The sequence below is a fragment of the Streptomyces desertarenae genome (genome assembly GCF_042681365.1).
Taxonomy (GTDB): Bacteria; Actinomycetota; Actinomycetes; order Streptomycetales; family Streptomycetaceae; genus Streptomyces; species Streptomyces desertarenae.
Genome location: NZ_JBHUFU010000002.1, coordinates 146877 through 171851 on the forward strand (window position 1 = coordinate 146877; position 24975 = coordinate 171851).

24 protein-coding genes are annotated in these 24975 nt (G+C 73.3%); 13 read left to right on the top strand and 11 right to left on the bottom strand.

The annotated features are described in order from the left end of the window. Window positions 1–8 precede the first annotated feature (8 nt). Window positions 9–2672, bottom strand: a complete 2664-nt coding sequence (locus ACFSJS_RS04810) for a transglycosylase domain-containing protein (protein ID WP_380897087.1) — start codon at window positions 2670–2672, stop codon at window positions 9–11. Between the two features lie 392 nt (window positions 2673–3064). Here ACFSJS_RS04810 and ACFSJS_RS04815 point away from each other — a divergent pair, with 392 nt between their 5' ends. Both ACFSJS_RS04815 and ACFSJS_RS04820 read left to right on the top strand, forming a co-directional pair. Beyond that, a complete protein-coding gene (locus ACFSJS_RS04815; RefSeq protein WP_380897089.1) occupies window positions 3065–3679 on the top strand; it encodes a PadR family transcriptional regulator in 615 nt (204 codons plus the stop codon). 72 nt (window positions 3680–3751) lie between these two features. Further along, a complete protein-coding gene (locus ACFSJS_RS04820; RefSeq protein ID WP_380897091.1) occupies window positions 3752–4834 on the top strand; it encodes an inositol-3-phosphate synthase in 1083 nt (360 codons plus the stop codon). A gap of 222 nt (window positions 4835–5056) precedes the next feature. Here the strand turns inward: ACFSJS_RS04820 and ACFSJS_RS04825 are convergent, their stop codons facing one another. The 3 genes from ACFSJS_RS04825 to ACFSJS_RS04835 form a co-directional block, all read right to left on the bottom strand. After that, window positions 5057–6088, bottom strand: a complete 1032-nt coding sequence (locus ACFSJS_RS04825) for an alanine racemase (RefSeq protein WP_380897093.1) — start codon at window positions 6086–6088, stop codon at window positions 5057–5059. A 72-nt stretch (window positions 6089–6160) separates the two neighbouring features. Further along, window positions 6161–7279: a lipid II:glycine glycyltransferase FemX gene (locus ACFSJS_RS04830; RefSeq protein WP_380897094.1), complete on the bottom strand. Its 1119-nt coding sequence runs from the start codon at window positions 7277–7279 to the stop codon at window positions 6161–6163. Between the two features lie 124 nt (window positions 7280–7403). Further along, window positions 7404–7715, bottom strand: coding sequence for a hypothetical protein (locus ACFSJS_RS04835; RefSeq protein WP_380897096.1), 312 nt, complete (start codon window positions 7713–7715; stop codon window positions 7404–7406). 314 nt (window positions 7716–8029) lie between these two features. On the opposite strand from ACFSJS_RS04835, the gene rpsF reads away from it, so the two are divergent. The 4 genes from rpsF (at window position 8030) to rplI (ending at window position 9762) form a co-directional block, all read left to right on the top strand. Next, window positions 8030–8320 carry a 30S ribosomal protein S6 gene (gene rpsF / locus ACFSJS_RS04840; protein WP_155071204.1) on the top strand — a complete coding sequence of 97 codons (291 nt, stop codon included), beginning with the start codon at window positions 8030–8032 and terminating at the stop codon, window positions 8318–8320. A 111-nt stretch (window positions 8321–8431) separates the two neighbouring features. Beyond that, the gene (locus ACFSJS_RS04845) at window positions 8432–8992 is read left to right on the top strand and encodes a single-stranded DNA-binding protein (RefSeq protein ID WP_380897098.1); all 561 of its coding nucleotides are present in this window, start codon (window positions 8432–8434) and stop codon (window positions 8990–8992) included. 68 nt (window positions 8993–9060) lie between these two features. Then, entirely contained in the window at window positions 9061–9297 is a 237-nt protein-coding gene (rpsR, locus tag ACFSJS_RS04850) for a 30S ribosomal protein S18 (protein WP_027765513.1), read from the top strand. An 18-nt stretch (window positions 9298–9315) separates the two neighbouring features. Next, entirely contained in the window at window positions 9316–9762 is a 447-nt protein-coding gene (gene rplI / locus ACFSJS_RS04855) for a 50S ribosomal protein L9 (protein WP_380897100.1), read from the top strand. 153 nt (window positions 9763–9915) lie between these two features. Here rplI and ACFSJS_RS04860 read toward each other — a convergent pair whose 3' ends face one another. Next, window positions 9916–11262 (bottom strand): MATE family efflux transporter, encoded by a 1347-nt coding sequence (locus ACFSJS_RS04860; RefSeq protein ID WP_380897102.1) that lies wholly within the window; start codon window positions 11260–11262, stop codon window positions 9916–9918. 449 nt (window positions 11263–11711) lie between these two features. On the opposite strand from ACFSJS_RS04860, the gene dnaB reads away from it, so the two are divergent. The 3 genes from dnaB (at window position 11712) to ACFSJS_RS04875 (ending at window position 14529) form a co-directional block, all read left to right on the top strand. After that, window positions 11712–13214 carry a replicative DNA helicase gene (gene dnaB, locus ACFSJS_RS04865; protein ID WP_380897104.1) on the top strand — a complete coding sequence of 501 codons (1503 nt, stop codon included), beginning with the start codon at window positions 11712–11714 and terminating at the stop codon, window positions 13212–13214. A 111-nt stretch (window positions 13215–13325) separates the two neighbouring features. Then, window positions 13326–13751 carry a YunG family protein gene (locus ACFSJS_RS04870; RefSeq protein WP_380897106.1) on the top strand — a complete coding sequence of 142 codons (426 nt, stop codon included), beginning with the start codon at window positions 13326–13328 and terminating at the stop codon, window positions 13749–13751. Between the two features lie 40 nt (window positions 13752–13791). After that, window positions 13792–14529 (top strand): helix-turn-helix transcriptional regulator, encoded by a 738-nt coding sequence (locus ACFSJS_RS04875; RefSeq protein WP_380897108.1) that lies wholly within the window; start codon window positions 13792–13794, stop codon window positions 14527–14529. On the opposite strand, the gene ACFSJS_RS04880 is transcribed toward ACFSJS_RS04875, so the two are convergent. Beyond that, window positions 14499–14963 carry a VOC family protein gene (locus ACFSJS_RS04880; RefSeq protein ID WP_380897110.1) on the bottom strand — a complete coding sequence of 155 codons (465 nt, stop codon included), beginning with the start codon at window positions 14961–14963 and terminating at the stop codon, window positions 14499–14501. The genes ACFSJS_RS04875 and ACFSJS_RS04880 overlap by 31 nt on opposite strands. A gap of 101 nt (window positions 14964–15064) precedes the next feature. On the opposite strand from ACFSJS_RS04880, the gene ACFSJS_RS04885 reads away from it, so the two are divergent. Further along, window positions 15065–15517 (top strand): GNAT family N-acetyltransferase, encoded by a 453-nt coding sequence (locus ACFSJS_RS04885; protein ID WP_380897112.1) that lies wholly within the window; start codon window positions 15065–15067, stop codon window positions 15515–15517. Here the strand turns inward: ACFSJS_RS04885 and ACFSJS_RS04890 are convergent. Further along, window positions 15463–16590 (bottom strand): restriction endonuclease, encoded by a 1128-nt coding sequence (locus tag ACFSJS_RS04890; protein WP_380897114.1) that lies wholly within the window; start codon window positions 16588–16590, stop codon window positions 15463–15465. The genes ACFSJS_RS04885 and ACFSJS_RS04890 overlap by 55 nt on opposite strands. A gap of 191 nt (window positions 16591–16781) precedes the next feature. Between ACFSJS_RS04890 and ACFSJS_RS04895 the strand changes: the two genes are divergently transcribed. Further along, window positions 16782–18212: a serine hydrolase domain-containing protein gene (locus tag ACFSJS_RS04895; RefSeq protein ID WP_380897116.1), complete on the top strand. Its 1431-nt coding sequence runs from the start codon at window positions 16782–16784 to the stop codon at window positions 18210–18212. Window positions 18213–18257: 45 nt separating this feature from the next. Here ACFSJS_RS04895 and ACFSJS_RS04900 read toward each other — a convergent pair whose 3' ends face one another. Then, window positions 18258–19238 (bottom strand): GNAT family N-acetyltransferase, encoded by a 981-nt coding sequence (locus tag ACFSJS_RS04900; RefSeq protein WP_380897118.1) that lies wholly within the window; start codon window positions 19236–19238, stop codon window positions 18258–18260. Window positions 19239–19863: 625 nt separating this feature from the next. On the opposite strand from ACFSJS_RS04900, the gene ACFSJS_RS04905 reads away from it, so the two are divergent. Both ACFSJS_RS04905 and ACFSJS_RS04910 read left to right on the top strand, forming a co-directional pair. Further along, a complete protein-coding gene (locus ACFSJS_RS04905) occupies window positions 19864–21270 on the top strand; it encodes a globin domain-containing protein (RefSeq protein WP_380897120.1) in 1407 nt (468 codons plus the stop codon). A 15-nt stretch (window positions 21271–21285) separates the two neighbouring features. Beyond that, window positions 21286–22227, top strand: a complete 942-nt coding sequence (locus ACFSJS_RS04910) for a pyridoxamine 5'-phosphate oxidase family protein (protein ID WP_380897122.1) — start codon at window positions 21286–21288, stop codon at window positions 22225–22227. Between the two features lie 162 nt (window positions 22228–22389). Here the strand turns inward: ACFSJS_RS04910 and ACFSJS_RS04915 are convergent, their stop codons facing one another. The 3 genes from ACFSJS_RS04915 to ACFSJS_RS04925 all read right to left on the bottom strand — a co-directional run bounded on the left by ACFSJS_RS04915 (window position 22390) and on the right by ACFSJS_RS04925 (window position 24820). Then, window positions 22390–23211: an APH(3'') family aminoglycoside O-phosphotransferase gene (locus ACFSJS_RS04915; protein WP_380897124.1), complete on the bottom strand. Its 822-nt coding sequence runs from the start codon at window positions 23209–23211 to the stop codon at window positions 22390–22392. 101 nt (window positions 23212–23312) lie between these two features. Continuing rightward, the gene (locus tag ACFSJS_RS04920) at window positions 23313–23846 is read right to left on the bottom strand and encodes an NUDIX domain-containing protein (protein ID WP_380897126.1); all 534 of its coding nucleotides are present in this window, start codon (window positions 23844–23846) and stop codon (window positions 23313–23315) included. 74 nt (window positions 23847–23920) lie between these two features. Then, complete coding sequence (locus ACFSJS_RS04925; RefSeq protein WP_380897128.1) at window positions 23921–24820, bottom strand: LysR family transcriptional regulator; 900 nt, start codon at window positions 24818–24820, stop codon at window positions 23921–23923. Between the last annotated feature and the right edge of the window lie 155 nt (window positions 24821–24975).

Genomic DNA, 24975 nt, shown 5'->3' on the forward strand with positions numbered 1-24975 from the left:
GGGTGGGATCAGGTTCCGCCGCCGTTGCCCCAGATGGTGCTGCCGCCGTCCTCCTCGCCACCGGGGCGGCCGCTGTTCCCCTCGGTGCCCTCGGTGGTCGCACCGGTGTCGGTGCCGCCCGTGTCCGTGCCGGTGGTGGAGCCGGTGGTGGAGCCGCCGTTGTCCTGGCTCCCGGTACTGGTGTTGCCCTGATCGGTCCCGCCGTTCTCCTGGCCGCCGTTCTCCCGGCACAGCCAGTCCCAGGGCTCACAGGACTGCGAACCGGACGGCGACGGGGAGGTCGGCGCGGAGGTGGTCGGCTCCTGGCTGGGTTCGGTCGTCTCCTCCTGGGACGGCGACGGCTCGACTTCCTCGGACGGCGACGGGGTCGGCGACGGCGCGCCGATCTGGTCGGCCTTCTTCCCGATCGGCCGGGCCTTGGGGAAGTCCTTGACCGGCTGGCCCTTGAGGGCGGCGGCCATGTAGTCCACCCACACCTGCGTGGGCAGCGCGCCACCGTGGATGGAGTCGAAGCCGCCCGTCTTGTTCATCGACAGCAGCCGTCCCTCGTCGGGGTCGGTGCGGAACATCGTGACCGCGGTGGACAGCTGCGGGGTGTAGCCCACCCACCAGGCGGACTTGTTCTCGTCGGTGGTGCCGGTCTTGCCGGCGGCGGGGCGGCCCAGGGCGCGGGCCCTCGCGTAGCCGGTGCCGTGCGGCTTCTCGATCACGCCGCGCAGCACGTCGGTGATGTTGGCGGCGATGTTGGAGTCCATCGCCGTCTCCTTCTGGGGCCTGTCGAAGCCCGGCTTCTTCTCGCCGTTCTTGCGCACCTCGACCACCGAGTAGGTGTCCACGTGGGTGCCGGAGGCCGCGAAGGTGGCGTAGGAGTTGGCCATCTCGATGGCGCCCGGAGTGGAGGTGCCCAGCGCGAAGGACGGGTTGAGGTTGGGGTCGAAGCTGTTGTCCTCGATGCCCGCGCTCGAGGCCACCTGCTTCACCTTGTCCATCCCCACGTCCATGCCGAGCTGGACGAACGGGGTGTTGGCGGAGACCTCCATGGCCCTGCGCAGCGTGATGTAGCCGTGGTCCTTGTCGGCGTCGTTCACCTGGTAGAAGGGGTTGCCCTCCTTGTCCAGGTAGTCGGTGCCGTCCTGCCGCTTGACCTTGAGCTTGTTGTCGCCGTTGTACTTGCTCTCGGGCGAGATGCCCTCGCCCCCGCTGCGGTACGTGCCGTACTCCATGGCCGCGCCCAGCACGAACGGCTTCCAGGTGGATCCGACCGGGACGCCCTGGGTGTCCGCGTTGTTGATGAAGTGGTTCTTGTCGAAGCCGGGGCCGCCGTAGATCGCGACGATCTTCCCCGTGCCCGGCTCGACCGAAGCAGCGCCGAACTGCACGAACCTGTCCTTGTCCGGCCTCTTGTCGGGCTTGATGTACTGGCTCTGGACCTTCTCGACGGCCTTGGCCATCGCGGCGACCTTCTCCTTGTCGAAGGTCGTGTAGATCTGGTAGCCGCCCCGGTCGAACTGCTTCTTGTCGATGCCGAGCTTCTTCTTGACCTCCTCCTCCGCGACGGAGACCAGGTAGCCGTTCTGGCCGCCGGTGCCGGCCTGGGCCTTGCGGGGCGCCACCTCGGGGAACTCGGTGTACTTGTCCCGCTCGCTCTTGGGCATCAGCCCCACCTCGACCTGGCGGTCGAGGATCCACTTCCAGCGCTTCTCGGCGCGCTCGCGGTTCTGCTTGGGCTTGGAGTTCGGGCCCACGCCGCCGGCCGGGTCGTACAGGTCGGCGCCCTTGAGGACGGCGGCCAGGAAGGCGCTCTCGGAGGGGTTGAGCTTGCTGGCGTCCTTCTCGAAGTACGCCTGGGCGGCGGCCTGTATGCCGTGCGCGTTGCGCCCGTAGTAGCTGGTGTTGAGGTAGCCCTGGAGGATCTTCTCCTTGGTCATCACCTGGTTGACCTTGATGGAGATGAACAGCTCCCGCACCTTGCGGGTGATGGTCTGGTCCTGGGTCAGGTAGTTGTTCTTGACGAACTGCTGGGTGATGGTCGACCCGCCCTGGGTGTCACCGCCGGTGGCCATGTTGAACACCGCGCGGCCGATGCCCATCGGGTCGACGCCCTTGTCCTTCCAGAAGGTCTCGTTCTCCGCGGCGATGACCGCGTCCTGCATCGACTTGGGGATGTCCTTGATGTCGACGTTCTGCCGGTTGGTGGCGCCGACGCGGGCCATCACCGTCTTGTCGGACCAGTAGTAGACGTTGTTCTGCTGCGTGGCCGTGATGTTCTCGTCCGGCACGTCCACCCAGGCCAGGGCCAGCCCCACCATGCCGACCAGCAGGGCGAAGCCCGCCGCGCACAGGCCGGCGACCAGCTTCCAGGACGGCAGCCAGCGCCGCCAGCCGTACCGGTCCGACCGCGGGTAGTCGACGAGGCGCCTCCCCCCGGACGGTGCGGTCCGCCCGCGTCCGCTCGCGGCGGTGGAGCCGCTCACCGCGCGGCGTCTGCCGCCTCCCGCGGCGGAACGCTGGGCGGCCCGGCGGGCCTCGGCGCGGCCGCCGTGGGGGCGGTCCGCGGGCATGCCGTGACCGGGGGCGGCGCCATGCGACGGTGCGGCACGCCGGCCACCGGACGGCGGCTGTGCGGCGCGCCGACCACGGGACTGCGGCGGCTTACGACGGTGCTCGCTCATTGGAACAGCTACTCCTCGGGCAGGCGCTCGCGCCTGAAGGCGGCAGTGTACTTCCAGTCCCCCGAAGTGCGGCCCGCCCACGTTCCCAGACCTGGCCGCACTGCACCCGGGACGAGGACGCTTTTGGTGTCTCGTCGGTTCCCGGGGACTTTCTGCACAGCGGACAGACTACGCACCGCCAAAACCTGCCAACTGCCGCACATGGTGAGGAAAAGGGCGAGTGGGCCGCGGCGAATCCGTGATGTGAACCCCCTCACCCCTCCTCTCCCCGGCGCCCCCTTGTCCCCCTCGGAACCGCGTTCTATCGTCTGCGCTATCGTCACGATGTATCGACTCGATACATCGGCGCGAGACAACGCGACGGGGAACGACGACGGGAAGGAGTGACGGCGATGGGCAGGCGCTCGGGCATCCTGGAGTTCGCCGTCCTCGGACTGCTCCGCGAGTCACCTATGCACGGCTACGAGCTGCGCAAACGACTCAACACATCGCTGGGTGTCTTCCGGGCGTTCAGCTACGGCTCCCTCTACCCGTGCCTCAAGACGCTGGTGCAGCGGGGATGGTTGGCCGAGGAGTCCGGCGGCGAGCCGGACGACTCCCTCACCGCGCCGCTCACCGGCCGGCGGGCCCGGATCGTCTACCGGCTCACCGCCGAGGGCAAGGAGCGCTTCGAGGAGCTCCTCTCCCAGACCGGCCCCGACACCTGGGAGGACGAGCACTTCGGCGTCCGCTTCGCCTTCTTCGGCCAGACCTCGCGCGACGTGCGGATGCGCGTGCTGGAGGGCCGCCGGAGCCGGCTGGAGGAGCGCCTGGCCAGGATGCGCGCCTCCCTGGCCCGCACGCGCGAGCGTCTGGACGACTACACCCTCGAACTGCAGCGACACGGCATGGAGTCCGTGGAGCGCGAGGTCCGCTGGCTCAACGAACTCATCGAGAGCGAGCGGGCGGGGCGTGATCAGAACCGGGGGGAGACCCCGCCCGATCCGTCCGATGACACCGCCACCTGAGACCCCGCACCCGCGGGACCTCGTCGGAAAAGACCGTCGGAAACGACCACAGAACACAGGGAGCAACCGCCAATGGGTTCGGTTCGCGTAGCCATCGTCGGCGTGGGCAACTGCGCCGCCTCGCTGGTGCAGGGCGTCGAGTACTACAAGGACGCCGACCCGAAGAGCCGCGTGCCGGGGCTGATGCACGTGCAGTTCGGCGACTACCACGTCTCGGACATCGAGTTCGTGGCCGCGTTCGACGTGGACGCCAAGAAGGTGGGCCTGGACCTGGCGGACGCCATCGGCGCCAGCGAGAACAACACCATCAAGATCTGCGACGTGCCCCGCACCGGTGTGGCCGTCGAGCGCGGCCACACCCTGGACGGCCTGGGCCGCTACTACCGCGAGACCATCGAGGAGTCCGCCGAGGAGCCGGTCGACGTCGTCGGCATCCTCCGGGAGCGCCAGGTCGACGTCCTGGTCTGCTACCTCCCGGTGGGCTCCGAGGAGGCCGCCAAGTACTACGCGCAGTGCGCCATCGACGCGGGCGTCGCCTTCGTCAACGCCCTGCCGGTCTTCATCGCGGGCACCAAGGAGTGGGCGGACAAGTTCACCGAGGCCGGTGTGCCGATCGTCGGTGACGACATCAAGTCCCAGGTGGGCGCCACCATCACGCACCGCGTGCTGGCCAAGCTCTTCGAGGACCGCGGTGTCGTCCTCGACCGCACGATGCAGCTCAACGTCGGCGGCAACATGGACTTCAAGAACATGCTGGAGCGCGACCGCCTGGAGTCCAAGAAGATCTCCAAGACCCAGGCCGTCACCTCCCAGATCCCCGACCGGGACCTGGGCGAGAACAACGTCCACATCGGTCCGTCCGACTACGTGGCCTGGCTGGACGACCGCAAGTGGGCCTACGTCCGCCTGGAGGGCCGCGCCTTCGGCGACGTTCCGCTGAACCTGGAGTACAAGCTGGAGGTCTGGGACTCCCCGAACTCCGCCGGCGTGATCATCGACGCCCTGCGCGCCGCGAAGATCGCCAAGGACCGCGGCATCGGCGGCCCGATCCTCTCGGCCTCCTCCTACTTCATGAAGTCCCCGCCGGTCCAGTACTTCGACGACGAGGCCCGCGAGAACGTGGAGAAGTTCATCCGCGGCGAGGTCGAGCGCTGAGCCGCGGGCCGGCGGCGGCACGCCGGCGGCGGCCGGACGGCTGACCGGCCGGGCCGGCGGACGGACGCGGCGCACGGCGGGACCGGCGGACGGTCCCGCCGGCCGTGGGCGCCGTACCCCGTCCGCACCCGGCACGAGCGGCGGGAACGGTGAGGGGCCCGGACACCACGTCCGGGCCCCTCACCGTTCGCCGCCGGCCCCGGACCGCCCCCGGGGACGGCTTCAGTGCTCGACCAGCCGGTCGTACTGCGTCGTGGTGTGCCGCAGGATCGCCGTCAGCTCGTCGCCGACCTTCGGCTCCGCGGCGTCCTCCGGCACGAACAGGATCGACACCTGCATGTGCGGCGGCTCGGCGAACCACCGCTGCTTGCCGTCCCACACGAACGGCGACAGGTTGCGGTTGACCGTCGCCAGGCCGGCCCGCGCCACGCCCTTGGCCCGCGGCGTCACGCCCTGCATCGTCTTCGGAGCCTCCAGACCCACCCCGTGCGAGGTGCCGCCGGCCACCACCACCAGCCAGCCGTCGCCCGGCGCCTTCTGCTGGCGGTAGCCGAACCGGTCGCCCCTGGACACCCGTGTCACGTCCAGCACCGAGCCCCGGTACCGGGTGGCCTGGTGGTCGCCCAGCCACAGCCGCGTCCCGATCCGCGCCCGGAAGCGGGTCTGGGGGAACTGCTGCCGGAGCAGGGCGAACTCCTCCGGCTTCAGGTGGCTGACGAACATCGTCTCCAGCGGCAGCCGGGCGGCCCGCAGCCGGTCCATCCAGCCGATGACCTCCTCCACCGCGTCCGTGCCGTCGGTGCGGTCCAGCGGCAGGTGGATCGCGAAACCCTCCAGCCGCACGTCGTCCACGGCGGCGCGCAGCTTGCCCAGGTCCTCCTCCAGCACCCCGTGCCGCTTCATCGAGCTCATCACCTCGATGACGACCCGGGCGCCCACCAGCGCGTTCACCCCGTCCACCGAGGAGACGGTGCGGATCGCCCGGTCCGGCAGCGGCACCGGCTCCTCACCGCGGCGGAACGGGGTGAGCACCAGCAGGTCCCCGCTGAACCAGTCCTTCATGCGGGCGGCCTCGTACGTCGTGCCCACGGCGATGACGTCGGAGCCGAACCGGGCGACCTCCTCGGCCAGCCGCTCGTGGCCGAAGCCGTACCCGTTGCCCTTGCAGACCGGAACCAGGCCCGGGAACTGCTCGAGCACCGTCCGCTGGTGGGCCCGCCAGCGGTCGGTGTCGACGTAGAGGGAGAGCGCCATGGCCGTGCGGCACCTTTCTCATCGGTCCGGGCGGGCGCCTAGCGGCCCGCCGGCGTGCGTGGAGTGGGGGCGTCAGCGGCGCGACATGTAGATGTCGAGCGCCTTGTGCAGCAGCTTATTGAGCGGGAAGTCCCACTCCCCGAGGTACTCGGCGGCCTGCCCGCCCGTGCCCACCTTGAACTGGATGAGGCCGAAGAGGTGGTCGCCGTCGTCCAGGGAGTCGCTGATGCCGCGCAGGTCGTACACGCTCGCCCCGAGAGCGTAGGCGTCCTGGAGCATCCGCCACTGCATCGCGTTGGACGGACGCACCTCGCGCTTGTGGTTGGCCGAGGCGCCGTATGAGTACCACACGTGCCCGCCCACGATCAGCATCGTGGCCGCGGCCACCGGTTCGCCCTCGTGCTTGGCCAGGTACAGCCGCATCCGGTTGGGGTCCTCGGCGTTCAGCGCCTTCCACATGCGCTGGAAGTACACCAGCGGACGCGGCCGGAAGCGGTCGCGCTCGGCGGTGACCTCGTACAGCTCCTGCCAGACGGGCAGGTCGTCGTAGCCGCCCTGCACGACCTCGACGCCGGCCTTCTCGGCCTTCTTGATGTTGCGGCGCCACAGCTGGTTGAAGCCCTTGTGGACCTCGTCCAGGGTGCGGCCCTCCAGCGGCACCTGGAAGACGTAGCGCGGCTGGACGTCGCCGAAGCCGGCGCCGCCGTCCTCGCCCTGCTGCCAGCCCATCCGGCGCAGCCGGTCGGCCACCTCGAAGGCGCGCGGCTCGATGTGCGTGGCCTCGACGTCGCGCAGCCGCTTGACGTCCGGGTCCTGGATGCCGGCCTTGATCGCGGGGGCGTCCCAGCGCCGGATCACCACGGGCGGGCCCATCTTCACCGAGAACGCGCCCTTGGCCTTCAGGTGCGCCAGCATCGGGCGCAGCCACTCCTCCAGGTTGGGCGCGTACCAGTTGATCACCGGCCCTTCGGGCAGGTACGCGAGATAGCGTTTGACCTTCGGCAGCTGGCGGTAGAGCACCAGGCCCACACCGACCAGCTCGCCGCTCGCGTCGAACCAGCCCAGGCTCTCCGAGCCCCACTCGGCCTTCACGTCCGCCCACGCCGGGACCTGCATGTGGCTGGCCGATGGGAGGCTGCGGATATACGCCAGGTGCTGCTCGCGACTGATCGTCCTCAGGGTCAGGCTCATTACGGGGCGCTCCTCCGGCGTACTTCGCAGGGTCTGGCCGGAAGCCTACTGCGGCCGGAAGCGCCCCGGTCGTGCCCGTGGGGGGTGGCGGCGTGCCGGGCGGGGGCGGGCGCGGGCCCGCCGGTCAGGTGCCGAACGGTCCCCCGTTCCACATCCCGAAGAAGAGGCCGAGCGCCGCGGCGCCCATGCCGACGACCAGGACGAAGCGCTCCTCCGTGGTCGCCGAGATCATCTGGCCCCAGCCGCCCGCCACCAGGCCCAGCAGTCCGGCCCAGGTCGTGATGGGGCTCAGCCCGGGGAAGAAGGCCGTGACAACCGCGATCAGGGCCAGGACCGCCGTCGCCGCCACGAGGCGGTTCTCGACCGGGTGCGGCCGTCCGTCGCTGTTGAGGTAGGACGCGGGACCGCCCCGCCTCCTGTGCACCACCTGTGACATCGGTACCTCCCGTTGGTCGTCCCGCTGCGCGAGCGGTCCGGCGGGGGACGGCGCCGGGTGACGCCGCTCACATCCGTTGTGTCCAGATTGCGGCGACTGTCGGCCGGATTTCAACCCGAGTGGTGGTGCCGGGTACTCTGTACCGTCTGCGCGGTGTCGGCCCTCGTCGCGCCTGCCCCGGGATACGGACCCGGGTCCTGTTCCGGGGAAGTCCCCGGGACTGTCAGTGCCGGCCGATACCGTTGCTCACGCATCACGACCCTCCTGCCACGGAACGACCGTGGCCGCCGAGTCCAGAGGAGGTGGGTTCCGACATGCGTCACTACGAGGTGATGGTCATCCTCGACCCCGATCTCGAGGAGCGCGCCGTCTCCCCGCTGATCGAGAGCTTCCTTTCCGTCGTCCGTGAGGGCAACGGAAAGGTCGAGAAGGTCGACACCTGGGGCCGTCGTCGTCTCTCGTACGAGATCAAGAAGAAGCCCGAGGGCATCTACTCGGTCATCGACCTGCGGGCCGAGCCCGCAGTCGTCAAGGAGCTCGACCGTCAGATGAACCTGAACGAGTCGGTTCTGCGGACCAAGGTCCTCCGCCCCGAGACCCACTGAGCCACCGGCCCAGCGAGGGCCGGGGCACCGGTGGCACCCCGGATCCCCGGAGACCACCACCGGCACCACAGCAGCACTAGCAGCCAGCAGCACCCGCCGAGAGGTTCACCCATGGCAGGCGAGACCGTCATCACGGTCGTCGGCAATCTGGTCGACGACCCCGAGCTGCGCTTCACCCCCTCCGGTGCGGCGGTCGCGAAGTTCCGCGTCGCGTCCACTCCGCGCATCTTCGACCGCCAGACCAACGAGTGGAAGGACGGCGAGAGCCTGTTCCTGACCTGCTCGGTGTGGCGGCAGGCGGCGGAGAACGTCGCCGAGTCCCTCACCAGGGGCACGCGCGTCATCGTGCAGGGCCGCCTCAAGCAGCGGTCGTACGAGGACCGCGAGGGCGTCAAGCGCACGGTCTACGAGCTGGACGTCGACGAGGTCGGCGCCAGCCTGCGCAACGCCACGGCCAAGGTCACCAAGACCGCCGGCCGCGGCGGTCAGGGTGGCGGCGGCGGTGGCTGGGGCGGCGGCCCCGGCGGCGGCCAGCAGGGCGGCGGTGCACCCGCGGGCGACCCGTGGGCGACCGGCGCGCCGGCCGGCGGCCAGCAGGGCGGCGGCGGTGGCGGCTGGGGCGGTGGCTCCGGCGGTTCCGGCGGTGGCTACTCGGACGAGCCCCCCTTCTGAGATCCCGCAGGGGTTCCGGGAGGGCTGCGCTCACAGCACAGACTTCTTGAACCAAACGGAGAGAGACAATGGCGAAGCCGCCTGCTCGCAAGCCGAAGAAGAAGGTTTGCGTGTTCTGCAAGGAAAAGATCAAGTACGTCGACTACAAGGACACGAACCTGCTGCGGAAGTTCATTTCCGACCGCGGCAAGATCCGTGCCCGCCGGGTCACCGGCAACTGCACCCAGCACCAGCGCGACGTCGCCACGGCCGTGAAGAACAGCCGTGAGATGGCGCTGCTGCCCTACACCTCGACCGCTCGATAAGGGAAGGATGGCCGACGCATGAAGATCATCCTGACCAACGAGGTCTCCGGTCTCGGCAACGCCGGCGACATCGTCGAGGTGAAGGACGGGTACGCCCGCAACTACCTGCTCCCCCGCGGATTCGCCATCCGCTGGACCAAGGGCGGGGAGAAGGACGTCGAGCAGATCCGCCGCGCCCGCAAGATCCACGAGATCGCCACGATCGAGCAGGCCAACGAGATCAAGGGCCGGCTGGAGGGCGTCACCGTGCGCCTGAAGGTCCGCGCCGGCGACCAGGGCCGCCTGTTCGGTTCCGTGACCCAGGCCGACATCGCCTCCGCGGTGAAGGCCGCGGGCGGCCCGGACGTCGACAAGCGCCGCATCGAGCTGGGCTCGCCCATCAAGACCCTGGGCTCGCACCAGATCACCGTGCGCCTGCACCCCGAGGTCGTCGCCAAGGTCGGCGTCGAGGTCGGCGCCGCCTGAGCCACGGCACCGGGCCGCGGCACTGAGCCGTGGCACGACGCACGCGGCAGGAACAGGGCCGCGGTCCCCGCACGGGGGCCGCGGCCCTGCGCCGTCTCCGGGCCGCTCCGGTCCGGGCCGGATCCCCGCCCGGACCGGAGCGGCCGGGAGCGGTCAGGCACGTACCGCCCCGGTGACGATCCACCGCCCCGAGCGGGCCCGCAGCCACAGGGTGGCCAGCCGGACCGCCATCATCAGCCCCGCCACCGCCCACCACAGCGCGGTCAGCCCTCCCCCCAGCGCCGGTACGGCCAGGGCCGCCGGGGCGGACACCGCCAGCGTCGCCAGCGACGCCCACGCCAGGTACGGGCCGTCCCCGGCCCCCATCAGCACCCCGTCCAGGACGAACACCACCCCCGCGATCGGCGAGGTCACCGCCACGACCAGCAGCGCGGGCGTCAGTCGGTCGTGGACGGCCGTGTCCGAGGTGAACAGCGGCAGCAGCAGCGGGCGCGCCGCGGCCACCAGCATCCCCAGCACCACACCGGACGCCACGCCCCACTGCACCATCCGGCGGCAGGCCGCCCGCGCTCCGGCCGCGTCCCCCGCCCCCAGATAGCGGCCGATGATCGCCTGCCCGGCGATCGCGATCGCGTCCAGCGCGAAGGCCAGCAGCGACCAGACGGTGAGCGTGATCTGGTGGGCCGCCACCTCCACGTCCCCCAGCCGCGCCGCGACGGCGGTGGCCAGCACCAGCATGGCCCGCAGCGACAGCGTGCGCACCAGCAGGGGCACCCCGGCGCGGCCGCTCGCCCGGATCCCGGCGGCGTCCGGCCGCAGCGAGGCCCCGTGCCGCCGGGCGCCGCGCACCACCACCGTCAGGTAGACGGCGGCCATGCCGCACTGGGCGATCACGGTGCCCCACGCCGACCCGGCGATGCCCAGCCCGGCGCCGTAGACCAGCACCACGTTGAGCACCGCGTTGAGGGTGAAGCCGCCGACGGCCACGTACAGCGGGGTGCGGGTGTCCTGGAGGCCGCGCAGCACCCCGGTGGCGGCCAGGACGACGAGCATCGCGGGGATGCCCAGCACGCTGATCCGCAGGTACGTCACGGCGTGCGGCGCGGCCGTCTCCGACGCCCCGAACAACTCGATGAGTGCGGGCGCCGCGGGCAGGGCGGCGGCCACCACCGCGGCGCCCAGCAGCAGCGCCAGCCAGATCCCGTCCATGCCCTGCCGGATCGCCGAGGGCAGGTCCCCGGCGCCGACGCGGCGGGCGACGGCCGCGGTGGTGCTGTAGGCGAGGAAGACGAAGACGTTCACCCCCGTCGTCAGCAGGGTGGCCGCGATGCCGAGACCGGCGAGCTGCGGTGTGCCCAGGTGTCCGACGATCGCGCTGTCGGCCATGACGAACAGGGGCTCCGCGACGAGCGCGCCGAAGGCGGGGAGGGCGAGCGCGATGATCTCGCGGTCGTGGCGCCGTACGCCGGTGCGTCCGGCGGGCCGGGGAGCGTGTGTCATGATCCGATCCAAACATCCACAGGTAATGACTGCAACCCTGGTGTGGTTATTACCACTCCTCACGCGGGGTGACATCCGCTGCGCCGTTCGTCGCGACCTCCTCACCTGGTGCGAAGTTTTTCTCCTGCACAGCCGGTGGATGGCGGAACAGCAGGTCAGGGCGGTGATGAAGGTGGGCGACCCGAGTTCTCCACAGGTCCGTCCCCCGCCCCGTGCACAGGTTTCGCCGGGTTCTCCACAGGAAGGACCCCGTCATCCACAGAGCCTGTGGATAACTGAATTGGCTGCGGCCCTCCGCAGCCCTACCGTTGTCCGGCGCCCGCCCTCCGTTCCCCTCCTCTTCACCGCGGCTGCGATCCACCGCGGCCGGCGAACCGGCGGGCCTTCGATGTCAGAGCCGTGCCGTAGGAAAGAGGGGCACGGCCGTGAGCCACGGGAGGAGGTGCGGGATGACGCCGTCCGAACACGTCGACAGCCCGGCACCCGGTCACGTCGTGGGATCCCACGGCCCGGGGGGTGCCGGCCCGGGCGACCACCTTCCCGTCTCCCGCCAGCGCCGCGGTCCGGAGGCGGACGGCGAGCGCCACGACCGCGGACCCGACGCCTGGGCGGGCGGCCCCGGGGGCGCCTTCGACCGCGTGCCGCCGCAGGACCTGGAGGCCGAGCAGTCGGTCCTCGGCGGCATGCTGCTGTCCAAGGACGCCATCGCCGACGTGGTGGAGACCATCCAGGGGAAGGACTTCTACCGCCCGGCCCACGAGACGATCTACCAGGCCATCCTCGACCTCTACGCCAAGGGCGAGCCCGCCGACCCGATCACGGTCGCCGCCGAGCTGACCAGGCGCGGCGAGATCGCCAAGGTCGGCGGCCCCGGCTACCTCCACTCCCTGGTCCAGACGGTCCCCACCGCCGCCAACGCCCAGTACTACGCGGAGATCGTCCACGAGCGCGCCGTCCTGCGCCGCCTGGTCGAGGCGGGCACCCGCATCACGCAGATGGGATACGCCGCCGACGGCGACGTCGACGAGATCGTCAACTCCGCCCAGGCCGAGATCTACGCCGTCACCGAGCAGCGCACCTCCGAGGACTACCTCCCCCTCGCCGAGATCATGGAGGGCGCGCTCGACGAGATCGAGGCGATCGGTTCGCGCAGCGGTCAGATGTCGGGCGTGCCGACGGGCTTCTCCGACCTGGACTCCCTCACCAACGGCCTGCACCCGGGCCAGATGATCGTCATCGCGGCGCGGCCCGCCATGGGCAAGTCCACCCTCGCCCTGGACTTCGCCCGCGCCTGCTCGATCAGGCACAACCTGCCCAGCGTGATCTTCTCGCTGGAGATGGGCCGCAACGAGATCGCGATGCGGCTGCTGTCGGCCGAGGCGCGGGTGGCGCTGCACCACATGCGCTCGGGCAGCATGACGGACGAGGACTGGAACCGGCTGGCGCGCCAGATGCCGGAGGTCACCGAGGCGCCGCTGTACATCGACGACTCGCCGAACCTGACGATGATGGAGATCCGCGCCAAGTGCCGCCGCCTGAAGCAGCGGAACGACCTGCGGCTGGTCGTCATCGACTACCTCCAGCTGATGCAGTCGGGCGGTTCGCGGCGTCCCGAGAGCCGTCAGCAGGAGGTCTCGGAGATGTCCCGGAACCTGAAGCTGCTGGCCAAGGAGCTGGAGGTGCCGGTGGTCGCGCTCTCCCAGCTCAACCGCGGCCCCGAGCAGCGCACCGACAAGAAGCCGATGGTCTCGGACCTCCGCGAGTCGGGCTCGATCGAGCAGGACGCCGACATGGTCATCCTGCTGCACCGCGAGGACGCCTACGAGAAGGAGTCGCCGCGCGCGGGCGAGGCGGACCTGATCGTGGCCAAGCACCGCAACGGTCCGACGGCGACGATCACCGTGGCCTTCCAGGGCCACTACTCGCGCTTCGTGGACATGGCCCAGACGTGACGGCACGGGCCGGCACGGCGGCTTCCGGTCCGCGGGGCCGGCCGCGGCGGCGCCGGGGGGCGAAGCGGCCGCGGCGACGGGACTGTCGGTGGTCGGTGGAAGGCTGGGCGCGTGACGACGACACCGACGACACCGTGGACGCTCCTGGACATCGACCGCGCGCTGCGCGCGAGTTGGTCCGCCGACACCTGCTGCCCCTCCGACATCACGCGCATCGGGTGGAGCCCGGACAACCCCGCCTGGGGGCACTGCGACATCACCGCCCTGGTCGTCAACGACCTGCTGGGCGGCGATCTGATGCTGGGCGAGGTGTTCCACGGCGGTGAGCCGGAGGGACACCACTGGTGGAACCGGCTGCCGAGCGGGGTCGAGCTCGACCTGACGCGGGAGCAGTTCGTCAGGGGCGAGACGGTCACCGCGGGCCGGCCGGTGGAGCGACCCGCGGGGCGGGTACGCCGCCGCTGGGAGGAGTACCTGGTGCTGCGCGGCCGTGTCGGGGAGCGCCTCGGCCCGCTGCCGCCGGTGCCGGGGATGTGAGGTGCCGCCCGTCGGGCGCGGACGGTGGGAGGCTGGAGGGGTGTACGAGGAGCGGGACTCGCAGCGGGTGGCGGGCGCGGTGGTGTGGCGCCGGGAGGCCCCTCCGGCCGCCCGGCGGTCGCGGGGGCCGGTCCGGGTGCTGCCGGACGGCTGCATGGACGTGATCTGGACGGGCGGCGGACTGCTGGTGGCCGGTCCCGACACCCGGGCCCACCTCGTCGACGACCGCCCCCGGGAGCCCGCCGGGCCCGGGGGGCGTTCCCGCGGCGCCGCGTACGTGGGGCTGCGCCTCGCCCCGGGCTCCGGGCCGCGGGTCCTGGGCCTGCCGGCGCACGAACTGCGCGACGCGCGGGTGCCGCTCGACGCCCTCTGGCCGCAGCGGAGGGTGCGGGAGCTGGTGGAACGGGTGGCGCTGGCACCGGACCGGGCCGCCGCGCTGGAGGCGCTGGCCGCGGGAAGGCTCCGGGAGGCCCCGGGCGATCCGCTGACGGACGTGGTGGCGGCCGGGCTGCGGGCGGGTGGGAGCGTCGCGTCGGTGGCCCGGGGCGCCGGGCTGAGCGAGCGGCAGCTCCACCGCCGCTCGCTGGCGGCCTTCGGGTACGGGCCGAAGACCCTGGCGCGGGTGCTGCGGCTGCAGCGCGCCCTGCGCCTGATCCGCGGCGGTGTGCCGCCGGCGTCGGCGGCCGCCCGGTCCGGGTACGCGGACCAGGCGCACCTGTCGCGCGAGGTCGGGGCGTTGGCGGGGGTTCAGCTCTCGGTGCTGCTGGCGGAGGCCTGACCGCCGTCCGGGCCGTCCGGGCCGTCCGGGGCGCCGGTGCCGCCCGGCAGGGGGGCGAAGAGGTCGACGCTGTTGCCGTCGGGGTCGAGGACGACGGCGTACCGCTGCCCCCAGAAGGCGTCCCACGGCTCCAGGTACCCGGTGTGGCCGGCCCGGACGAGGCCGGCGTACTGCCGGTCGACGTCGGCGGGGTCGTCGCAGCGGAAGGCGAGCCCCACGCGGTGGCCGCCGCCGGGCGGGGTCCAGCCGGGGTCGAAGGAGCGGACGGTTTCGACGGTGTCCCAGGCGATGCGGAGCCCGCCGGGGAGGGTGGCCTCGACGTGGGGCAGGCCGTCGGCGTCGGCGGGGACGTCGATGCCGAGGCGGCGGTAGAACGCGAGTGAGGCGGCCAGGTCGGCGACGACCAGGCCGATGAGGTCGAATCGTGGTGCCATGCGGCCATGCTGGACGGCGGGGCGGCCGGCCGTCTTGAAGGAATCGGACGTCCGCGGACCGGCCCCGGCGGCGGCCGGACCGGTCTAGGCTGTCGATCACCATGAGCGATTTCGACATACGGCCCGCGGTGGCCGGCGACCTGGGCGACATCGTGGACATGCTGGCCGACGACCCCCTGGGCGCCCGGCGCGAGTCCCCCGACGACCTCGCCCCCTACCGAGCGGCCTTCGAGGAGATCGCCGCCGACCCCCGGCAGAACCTGGTGGTCGCCGTCCGCGACGGCCGGGTCGTCGGCACCCTGCAGCTCACCGTCATCCCCGGGCTGTCGCGGCGCGGTGCGAGCCGCGCCCTCATCGAGGCCGTCCGCGTCCGCTCGGGGGAGCGCGGCGGCGGCCTGGGCACGCGGTTGGTCCAGTGGGCGGTCGAGGAGGCGCGCCGGCAGGGCTGCGCCCTGGTCCAGCTCACCTCCGACGCCACCCGCACCGAAGCGCACCGGTTCTACGGGCGGCTGGGATTCGTCGCCTCGCACGTGGGCTTCAAACTGGCGCTCTGAGGGGACGTACGGGCCGGGCCGGACGCACCGGGCACGGGAGCCGCGCCCGGTGCGTCCGGCCGCGCGGGCACCGGCCGGCGGCGCAGGACCTGGGGCACCGCTCCGGCGCTCCACGCCTCCAGCAGGGCGCGGTGCACGGCGGTGACCCCGTGGCGGGCGGCGAGGTCCAGCGCCGGGGGAGTGAAGCCCGAGGTGGTGACGAACAGGGCCGCCTCCGCCCGGTGCTCCGTCCTCGCCGTCCGGGCGAACCTCCGCACCTCCCCGCTCCGCACGGTCCGGTGGGGGGCGAAGCGCCTGCACCGGACCACCAGCCGCCGCCCGTCCGCCGTGCGGCCGACGAGGTCCGCGCCCGGGCCGCCGGCACCGGTCACGGCGCATCCGTCGCGGCGGCACAGCCCTGCCACGCGGTCCGCGAACTCCTGCCGCCCCGCCGCGTCCGCCACCGCCCCCGCAAACTCCCGCCCGCGGAGGGTCCGCTTGACCCGTTCGAGGTCCTCGCGGATTCCGATGAGCTCGCGGCGTTGCTCGCCGGAGGCCCGGATGAGGTGGTTCAGCATGGGGACGATCGTCCGTCCGATGACGCGGCTCGCGCTCTCCTCGCCGATGCGGGCGATGCGTTCGTCCAGGGCGCCGAGATCGATGTCCACATGGACGCCGATCGGGTTGTCCACAGGCTGTGGACGACTCCTCCGCTCGGCGTCCAGCAGGTACGCACGCACCTGACGTGCGACGACGCTGTCCCGCAGCAGCATCGCGACGTTGAGGACGGTGCGCCGGGAGAAGATGCCCACGGAGCGGGCCCGCGGGTCCAGGCCACAGAGGTCCTTGAAGGACCTCAGTGCCGGCCCCGTCAACAGGCGGTACCCGTTCGCCTCGAGTTCGTCGCGGTGGTCCTTCACGAGTGACTTGACTGCCTCGACGCCCACCTCGAAGTAGGCGGCGACCATCCGCGTGGTGACGTGGAGCCCGTCCGGCAGGACCCCGAGCACCTTGACCTTGTCGAGCGCCTCCGTGCGGCCCGCCACGCTCGCGCGCAGCGTCCTCGACTCCAGCAGGACGGCGTCGTTCGTCATCGTCGTCTCCTCCGATCGGGTGTCACCCCAACGGCCCACCCCTCACCAGGGGAACGAGGAGGAACAGGGGGAAGACACGAGCGAACCACGCGAAAGCATGCGAAAAAGCGGCGGTGTGGACAGCCGTGCCGTACCGGGCCGTGCGGGGGAAGCACTGGCATCCGCCCGCGCGACCGGTGGAGAGTTGCCGCATGGCCACAGACAGCGAAGAGCAGGACGCCGCACTGCTGCCCGGGACCCGCCGCGCACTCGACCACAGGCTGGCCGTCGCGCAGGCCGAGGGGCGGGTGCCGTCGGCCGTCGCGGCCGTGGTGCGGGACGGGCGGACGGTGTGGACGGGAGTGCGCGGCGGCGCGGTCGCGGAGGCGGGCGGCGGGCCGGCGCCCGGCACCCAGTACCGGATCGGCTCGATCACCAAGACGCTCGTCGCCGTGCTGGTGATGCGGCTGCGCGACGAGGGGCTGCTCGACCTCTCCGACCCGCTCGGCAGGCACCTGGAGGTGCCCGGTGGACCCGGGGTGTCCGGGGCGTCCGGGGAGGAGGTGGCCTCGGCGACCGTCGCCCAGCTGCTCTCCCACTCCGGCGGACTGGCCGCCGAGCCGCGCGGCCCCTGGTGGGAGCGGACGCCCGGCGATCTGCGCCCCGGGACGGCCGACCTGTTCGGCGAGCGGCCCGTGAGGCACCCGGCCGGGCGGCTGCACCACTACTCCAACCTCGGCTACGCGCTGCTGGGCTCCCTGGTGGAGCGGGTGCGCGGCGCTCCCTGGGACGAGGTGCTGCGCGAGGAGGTGCTCCGGCCGCTGGGCATGGAGCGCACGACGCCGCTGCCCGAGGAGCCGTACGCGCGCGGCTGGGCGGTGCACCCGTGGGCGGACGCGGTGCTGCCCGAGCCGCTCGCCGACACCGGGCGGATGGCGCCGGCCGGGCAGCTGTGGTCCACCGCCGGGGACCTGTGCCGCTTCGCGGTGTTCCTGTCGGCCGGCGACGACCGGGTGCTCGGCGCCGGGAGCCTGGCGGAGATGCGCACTCCGGCGGTGGCCCCGGAGGCGTCCGACGGGGACCGGACGTACGGCCTGGGCGTGCAACTGGTCCGGTCCGGCGGCCGGTTGCTGGCCGGGCACACCGGCTCCATGCCGGGCTTCCTGGCCGCCGTGTGGACCGCGCCGGACGAGCGGCTGGCGAGCGTGGCGCTGCTCAACGCCACCGCGGGGACGGCGGTGGGCGGGCTGGCCGCCGACCTGCTGACCACCGTGGCCGAGCGCGAGCCGTCCTTCCCCGCGCCCTGGCGGCCCCGTTCGGCGGCCGATCCGGAGCTGCTGGCGCTGACCGGCCCCTGGTACTGGGGCCCGTCCGGGGTCGCGCTGCGGCTGCGCGAGGGCCGGGCCCTGGAACTGGTGCCGCTCGGGGGCGCGGGCCGGGCCTCCCGCTTCCGGCCCGAGGAGGACGGCACCTGGACGGGCCTGGACGGCTACTACGCGGGCGAGACGCTGCGCGTGGTGCGGGGCGCGGACGGCGCGGTGAGCCACCTGGACCTGGGGACGTTCGTCTTCACCCGGCACCCCTACGACCCGCAGGCCCCGGTGCCGGGCGGGGTGGACCCGCGGGGGTGGCGCGCCGGCTGACCCGCGGCGCCCCGGCACCTCCCGCGGGGACCGGAGCGCCGCGGGTCAGCCCAGTGCCACCGAGTACGGCGCGAAGCAGCGGTCGGGGTCCATGGGGGTGCCGGGCGCCCCGTGGACCATCAGGGTGCACAGGAAGCCGCCGTCGAGTCCGTGGGCGCGCAGCCAGGAGGCCAGCTCCCGGTGGTGGGCGTAGGCGTCGAAGCGGACCGGGCCCGCGGCGCGGGAGGCGAGGCGCGCGGTCAGCGCCTGCGCGGTGGCCCGGTCCCCGGCGACGACCGGGCCGATCACGGTGGCCCTCCCGTTCGGCCAGGCGGCGGCGTAGCCGGTGATCCGGTCGCCGGAGACGGCCACGGCGAAGTGGTCGGCGAAGGAGGGCAGGCGGACGAGGAGGTGGGAGCGGTCGAGGCCGAAGGCGGCGGCGTCCAGGGCGCGTACGGTGGGCAGGTCGGCCGCGGTGGCGGCGCGCACGGTGACTCCGGCGTCGGACGCGTGGCCGTCGGCGCCGCCCGGGCAGGGGCAGGAGAAGTGCCCGGTCAGCATGTCGACGGAGACGACGGGGACGAAGCCCAGCTTCTCGTAGAGCGGCCGGCCCGGGCCGGCCGCGAACAGGAACACGGTGGCGTCGCCGGACTCCTCCAGTGCGTGCCGCACCAGCCGGCGTCCCAGGCCCCGGCGGGAGTGGCGCTCGGCCACCAGCACCATGCCCACGCAGGCGGCGCCCGCCCCGGGGGCGCCCGGCGACGGGCCGTAGGGGGTGAGGACGACGGTGCCGGCCAGTCCGGGGCGGGGGCGCCCTCCCTGTCCGGGGGACGCCGGGGGCGAGTCGCCGTGCGGGGCGTCGACGCCGTAACCCCGGCCGGCCGTCAGCAGCAGCCGCCACTTGTGCTCCTCGCGCAACCAGCCCCGGCTCTCGGCGAGGTCGGAGCAGGCGGGGAGGTCGGCGAGGGTGAGCCCGCGGACGGGCAGCTCGGCCGGGGAGGGGTGCGGGGGCGGCGGGACCGGTGAGGGGGACGAGGGTGGCGTCACGGCACGCCAGCTTGGCCGAACGGGGCGGACGGGGCCACCGGTTTACGCCTTCCCGGCCCCGCGTTCCCCCACTCCCGCGGGGTGTCCTCGGCCGCGTCCCCGGCGTCCCTTTCGCCCCGCGGAGCGGGGGAACGCGGGTGAATGGCCGGGCGTTGCGGTGAGGGAGGGCGCACCGCGACGGAAAAGTGCGGACACACCGCTGCCGCCGGTTTCCGCAGGGTGTTTCGGGAAGTGAAGATGACGTACCGGAAGTGTGGGAGAACCGCGTCCGGCCGACCGGTCCGGGGGACGCGCCACCCCGCCGCCGGGACCGGCGACGGCCACCGCGGCCCGCCGGAAACCGCTGCTCCCGGGGCTGGGGGAGGACGCCCGCGGCACCGGGCGCGGGCCGCGGGACGGAGCCGGCGCGCCGCCCGCGCGGTGGCGGCGCCCCGGTGTGCCGCCCCGCCGCCGGATTCCGCGGGAGCGCTGCCGGTACTTGTGAATCGGCGGGGCGCCGGTATGGTCGAGTCCACATCACCGCGCATACCTGACCACGCCAGTCCGCGGCCGCTGCCACGGGGAGCTCAGCACGGGGGGTTTCCGCTTTCGGAACGCCTTTGGAAGTTGCCGGACCGATCGGAAGATGTTCGAGGCGATACTGACCATGGCCACTACGTCCGCGGAGAACGGGACCCCGCAGGAGGCCGCCGGCGGCGCGTCCGCGTCCGCACACACCGCCGGACACGACGGCGGTGGCGGATGGGGCTGGTTCACCCAGGGCCCGGACGGCTCCGGCCGGCGTCCGGACGGCCCCCCGGCCGGCCGGGCCCCGGGCGCGGCGCCCGCCGGACCCGCGCCCGGGCCGGCACCGGCCTCCGCGTCCGTACCGGAGTTCACCGCCAACCCCGGCTACGGCAGGCTCGATCCGACCCGCGACGCGGCGCTGATACGCCGCACCCTGGACGAGATCGAGCCCATGGCCCAGACCGTCACCTCGTACTTCTACGCCCTGCTCTTCGTTCGGCACCCGGGGCTGCGCGACCTGTTCCCCGCCGCCATGGACGCCCAGCGCGACCGGCTCTTCCGGGCGCTGCTCACCGCCGCCCGGCTCATCGACGAGCCCCGCGTGCTGGTGGAGTACCTCTCCCACCTCGGCCGGGGGCACCGCAAGTACGGCACCCGGCCCGAGCACTACCCGGCGGTCGGCGAGTGCCTGATCGAGGCGCTCACCCGCTACGCGGTGAACAGCTGGGACGAGCGGGCCGAGGCCGCCTGGGTGCGGGCCTACACGGCGATCTCCCAGGTGATGATCGACGCCGCGGCCGAGGACGAGCGGCACGCGCCGGCCTGCTGGCACGCCGAGGTGGTCGCGCACGAGATGCGCACCCCCGACATCGCCGTCATCACCGTGCGTCCCGACCAGCCCTACCCCTTCCGGGCCGGGCAGTACGCCGCCGTCGAGACGCCCTGGTGGCCGAAGGTGTGGCGGCACTACTCGCCGGCCTGCGCCCCGCGCAGCGACGGCCTGCTGGTCTTCCACGTCAAGGCCGTGCCCGCGGGCTGGGTCTCCACCGCGCTCGTCCACCGCGCCCGGCCCGGGGACGTGCTGCGGCTCGGTGCGCCGGCCGGCTCGATGACGGTGGACCACTCCTCCGACAACGGGCTGCTCTGCCTGGGCGGCAGCACCGGCATCGCGCCCATCAAGGCGCTGGTCGAGGATGTCGCCGGGCACGGCCGCGCCCGTCCGGTGGAGGTGTTCTACGGCGCGCGCAGCGGCCAGGACCTGTACGACCTGGAGTCCCTGCGCGAGCTGGAGCGGCGGCACCGCTGGCTGTCGGTGCGCCCGGTGGTCGAGGGACCGGCGGACGGCGTCGTCGGGCGGCTGCCCGACGCCGTGCGCCGTTTCGGGCCGTGGCATTCGTTCGACGGCTACCTGTCCGGACCGCCCGGCATGATCCGCAGCGGTGTGGACGCGCTGGTGGGCTCCGGGATCCCGTCCCACCGCATACGGCACGACTCCCTCGACGGCCTGGCCGCCGCGAGGGGCTGAGATGGCGGCACGCGAGTGAGGCAGGACGTGAACCACGACGTGGACGCCGAAGAGGCGGCCGACGCCACCATGCTGCTCAGGACGGCCCACCCGGCGCTCCGGCGGCGGCCCGGCAGCGACGGCGAGCACGAGGTGCAGCGGAGGCTGGGCACCACCGCGCGCGCCGACCGCTTCTACGAGGACCAGATGCTCGACCACCTCAACGAGCGGATGCGGGAGTTCGTCGGGCAGCAGGAGATGTTCTTCCTGGCCACCGCCGACCGGCACGGCGAGTGCGACAACTCCTTCCGGGCCGGCCCGCCGGGTTTCCTGCACGTGGTGGACGAACGGACCCTGGTCTACCCCGAGTACCGGGGCAACGGCGTGCACGCCAGCCTCGGCAACATCGAGGAGAACCCGCACGTGGGCCTCCTGCTGGTCGACTTCTTCCGCTCCCGGGTCGGCCTGCACGTCAACGGCCGCGCGGAGGTGGTGGAGGACGCCGAGATGCGGCGGTCCGTCCCCGGCCTGCCCGTGGACCCCGTGCCCGGGCGCCGGGCGCTGGTGTGGGTGCGGGTGACGGTGGAGGAGGCGTACATCCACTGCGCCAAGCACATCCCGCACCTCCAGAAGGCACCCAGGGGGACGCCGCGCGACTGGGGCACGGACGACCAGCGGCGCAAGGGCGGGGACTTCTTCGGAGTGACGCAGGGCGCCCGCGGGCGCACGGTGCCGGCCCCCGCCGCGGAACCGGCCCCCGCCTCCCCGGCTCCGGAGGCGGAAGCGGAGCCGGACACCGGCCCGGCGGCGGCCCCGGCCGAGCCCGTGCCGGCCGGCGAGCCCGTGCCGGCCGGCGCCGGTCTGCCCGACACCGACGACCCGGCGGCCTGGCAGGCGCTCGCCGAGCGCATCCTGGCCAGGGCCCTCAACCGGGGCGGGGAGTCCGAACAGGAGCGCTACACCGGCTGGTTCGGCTGACCGGGCGCCCGGCGGGTGCGCGGCGGCCGGGCGGTGCGCCGACCGGCCGGAGCAGCGGCGAGGCACCCCCGCCCGCCGCGGGAGGACCGCGGCCGTCCATCCGGCCGGACCCCGCACCGCCGGCGTCCTCCCCGGTCCGCCCGACGACGCCCGCGAAGTCGATCAGCCCCAGGTGAGCGGGTCGAGATGGAGGTAGAAGCGCAGGCGCTCGCGGTCGAGGGCGATGCCGTACCTCTCGGCGAACGCCGCGTCCGCGGCCCGCGCCCGCTCCTCGTCCGGCCATGTCTCCCGCGCGTTGGCGAGCAGCAGCGCCAGGTCGGCGTAGCGGTCGGCCAGCCCGAGGCGGCCCAGATCGATGAAGCCCGACACGTCCAGGGTCTGCGGATCCAGGATGATGTTGGGCAGGCACAGATCACCGTGGCAGACGACCGTGTCGGCGGCTTCCTGCTCCCGTCGCCGCGGAACCTGCCGGGTGAGGCGGGCCAGCAGCTCCGCGGCGGGCGTGTGCTGCTGCTCGACGGGGAGGAACTCCGGGTTGACGGCGTCGCGGGCGACGACGTCGTGCGCCACGGCGACCATGGTGTCCAGGTCCCGGCGGAACGGGCACTCCGGCACGGGTACCTCGTGCAGCCGGCGGACCGCGTCCGCGATGCGTCCCCAGGCGGCCCGCAGGTCCCCGGCGGGCACCCGGTCGGCAGGCACGCCGGGGACGGCGCCGGTCACCAGGCAGGCGCCCGCGTCACCGGAGCGCCAGTCGAGCACTCGGGGACCGGGGACGCCCTGACCGCTCAGCCACACGGCCCGGTCGCGCTCGGCCTCCAGGGCGGCCGCATCCGCGGCGGGTACGCACTTGGCGTACCGGGTGGCGTCCGCGCTGCGGAAGACGGCTGCCCCCGACTCGCCCGCGGTGACGGGAAGCCAGTCGCCGTCGCCCGTGCCGAGCAGCGCCGGCGGTGTGGTCCGGGGTCCGGGGTGGTCGCTCATGGCAGCCCATTCAACCAGTCCGGCATACCGGCCCGGGGCCGTGGAGCGCCCGCCCCCGCCGCGTGCCCGGCGTGCGGCGCGGCACGGTCCGGGCGGGGCGGCTAACCCGGCGGCGGGCCCGCCGGCCGGTCCAGGTCCGGTGCCAGCAGGGCCAGCAGGCCCTCGATGTTGACGTCCAGGTACTCCCGCAGCCTGGGCGGTACCACCTCCACCGAGGCGATGCCCGCCCGGGTGAAGGGCACGCGGACGGCCTCGTACTCGCCGCGCGGCTCGTCCACCTCCGGTCCGTGGCGGCGCGAGAGGTCCATCGAGACCAGCCGGCAGACGAAGAAGTGCTGCACCTTCACGCCCGGCCCGGAGCCGGGGCCGTCGGCGTCCGGATCCTCGGCGGGGTCGTAGTCGACGGTGTCGACGAAGGCCGGGACCACGTCGGAGACCTTCGCCCCCAACTCCTCGTCCACCTCGCGGTGGAGTGCGTCGACGACGGTCGCGTCGTCCGGTTCGACCCCGCCGCCCGGTGTGATCCAGTACGGTGCGCGGCCGGGCTTGGTGCGCTTGATCAGCAGCAGGTCGCCGCCGTCGAGGAGGATGGCCCGGGCGGTCCGCTTGACCACGGGGCGTGCGTCGGCGGTCATGGGGAAGGTCTGGCCCGGCGCCGGGTTCGTGAAACCTCCGCCGGACGCGGGGCGGCGGAGGGCGCACCGCCGTCTCACCACTCGGAGGCCGCGCACAGCAGCCGCTCGTGCGCCCGCGCGATGTGCGGCTGCGTCAGCGTCCCGGAACGCACCGCGAGGAAGTAGGTGGACAGCGGCGGCACGGGCGGGTCGAACAGGACGGCGACCCGGCCGTCGTCCAGCGCCTCCCGGCACACGTAGCGCGGCAGCGCGGCCATCCCCGCCCCCGCCGCGACGCACTCCAGCACCGCCCGCAGGTCGGGCGCGACGATCACGCCGGAGCGGCGCGGGGGCGGTTCCTCGAAGACCGCGGTCCAGTAGCGGGTCAGCAGCGGCAGGCTCTCGTGGACGCACAGCGCCGGCACGCCCTCCAGCGCGGCCGGCCCCTCGGCCCGCACCGCCTCCGGCCCGCCGGTCCGCTCCACCCAGTGCTCCGCGGCGACCAGCACCTTCTCCTCGTCGCACAGCGGGGTGGAGGACAGCAGCGGGCCGCGCGGCCGGGAGGGGACGACGGCCAGGTCGTACCGGCCGTCCGCCAGGCCCTCCAGGCTCTCCTCCGGGGAGCCGAACGCGGTGCGCACCGCCAGCCCCCGGCGGACCAGCGGGACGAGGGCCGGCATGGCCCGCAGGGAGGTGAACTCCGGCGGGCCGGTGAGGTGGAGGGTGCGGGCGGCGGCAGCGGGGTCCAGCCCGCCGAGGGCGATCTCCTGGAGGGCGTCCAGGTGCGGGGCCACCTTGTGGGCCAGTTCGTCGCCGGCCCCGGTGGGGATGACGCCCCGGGCGCCGCGCAGGAACAGCGGCCGGCCCGCCTGCCGCTCCAGGGCGCGGATCTGGCCGGTGACGGCGGGCTGGGAGAGCCCGAGCAGCGCGGCGGCCCGGGTGAACGAGCCGGCCCGGTGCACGGTGAGGAAGGTGCGCAGCAGACCGAGGTCCATGTCCGTCTCCACCCCCGTCGGTCCCGGTGTCGGTGTCGGCCCGCTCCCCTCCGCACGCACCCGCCGCGGATACGGGAGGTGACGAACGATAAGCGGAGCGATGGGAGGGTGTCGATATGGTGATTGGACAATGACACTCGGTCAACTAGCCTTGA

What these genes read in the sequence shown, in the direction of transcription:
- ACFSJS_RS04810 (WP_380897087.1), bottom strand. Translation starts at nt 2,672, where the DNA reads ATGAGCGAGCACCGTCGTAAGCCGCCGCAGTCCCGTGGTCGGCGCGCC.
- ACFSJS_RS04815 (WP_380897089.1), top strand. Translation starts at nt 3,065, where the DNA reads ATGGGCAGGCGCTCGGGCATCCTGGAGTTCGCCGTCCTCGGACTGCTC.
- ACFSJS_RS04820 (WP_380897091.1), top strand. Translation starts at nt 3,752, where the DNA reads ATGGGTTCGGTTCGCGTAGCCATCGTCGGCGTGGGCAACTGCGCCGCC.
- ACFSJS_RS04825 (WP_380897093.1), bottom strand. Translation starts at nt 6,088, where the DNA reads ATGGCGCTCTCCCTCTACGTCGACACCGACCGCTGGCGGGCCCACCAG.
- ACFSJS_RS04830 (WP_380897094.1), bottom strand. Translation starts at nt 7,279, where the DNA reads ATGAGCCTGACCCTGAGGACGATCAGTCGCGAGCAGCACCTGGCGTAT.
- ACFSJS_RS04835 (WP_380897096.1), bottom strand. Translation starts at nt 7,715, where the DNA reads ATGTCACAGGTGGTGCACAGGAGGCGGGGCGGTCCCGCGTCCTACCTC.
- rpsF (WP_155071204.1), top strand. Translation starts at nt 8,030, where the DNA reads ATGCGTCACTACGAGGTGATGGTCATCCTCGACCCCGATCTCGAGGAG.
- ACFSJS_RS04845 (WP_380897098.1), top strand. Translation starts at nt 8,432, where the DNA reads ATGGCAGGCGAGACCGTCATCACGGTCGTCGGCAATCTGGTCGACGAC.
- rpsR (WP_027765513.1), top strand. Translation starts at nt 9,061, where the DNA reads ATGGCGAAGCCGCCTGCTCGCAAGCCGAAGAAGAAGGTTTGCGTGTTC.
- rplI (WP_380897100.1), top strand. Translation starts at nt 9,316, where the DNA reads ATGAAGATCATCCTGACCAACGAGGTCTCCGGTCTCGGCAACGCCGGC.
- ACFSJS_RS04860 (WP_380897102.1), bottom strand. Translation starts at nt 11,262, where the DNA reads ATGACACACGCTCCCCGGCCCGCCGGACGCACCGGCGTACGGCGCCAC.
- dnaB (WP_380897104.1), top strand. Translation starts at nt 11,712, where the DNA reads ATGACGCCGTCCGAACACGTCGACAGCCCGGCACCCGGTCACGTCGTG.
- ACFSJS_RS04880 (WP_380897110.1), bottom strand. Translation starts at nt 14,963, where the DNA reads ATGGCACCACGATTCGACCTCATCGGCCTGGTCGTCGCCGACCTGGCC.
- ACFSJS_RS04885 (WP_380897112.1), top strand. Translation starts at nt 15,065, where the DNA reads ATGAGCGATTTCGACATACGGCCCGCGGTGGCCGGCGACCTGGGCGAC.
- ACFSJS_RS04890 (WP_380897114.1), bottom strand. Translation starts at nt 16,590, where the DNA reads ATGACGAACGACGCCGTCCTGCTGGAGTCGAGGACGCTGCGCGCGAGC.
- ACFSJS_RS04895 (WP_380897116.1), top strand. Translation starts at nt 16,782, where the DNA reads ATGGCCACAGACAGCGAAGAGCAGGACGCCGCACTGCTGCCCGGGACC.
- ACFSJS_RS04905 (WP_380897120.1), top strand. Translation starts at nt 19,864, where the DNA reads ATGTTCGAGGCGATACTGACCATGGCCACTACGTCCGCGGAGAACGGG.
- ACFSJS_RS04915 (WP_380897124.1), bottom strand. Translation starts at nt 23,211, where the DNA reads ATGAGCGACCACCCCGGACCCCGGACCACACCGCCGGCGCTGCTCGGC.
- ACFSJS_RS04920 (WP_380897126.1), bottom strand. Translation starts at nt 23,846, where the DNA reads ATGACCGCCGACGCACGCCCCGTGGTCAAGCGGACCGCCCGGGCCATC.
- ACFSJS_RS04925 (WP_380897128.1), bottom strand. Translation starts at nt 24,820, where the DNA reads ATGGACCTCGGTCTGCTGCGCACCTTCCTCACCGTGCACCGGGCCGGC.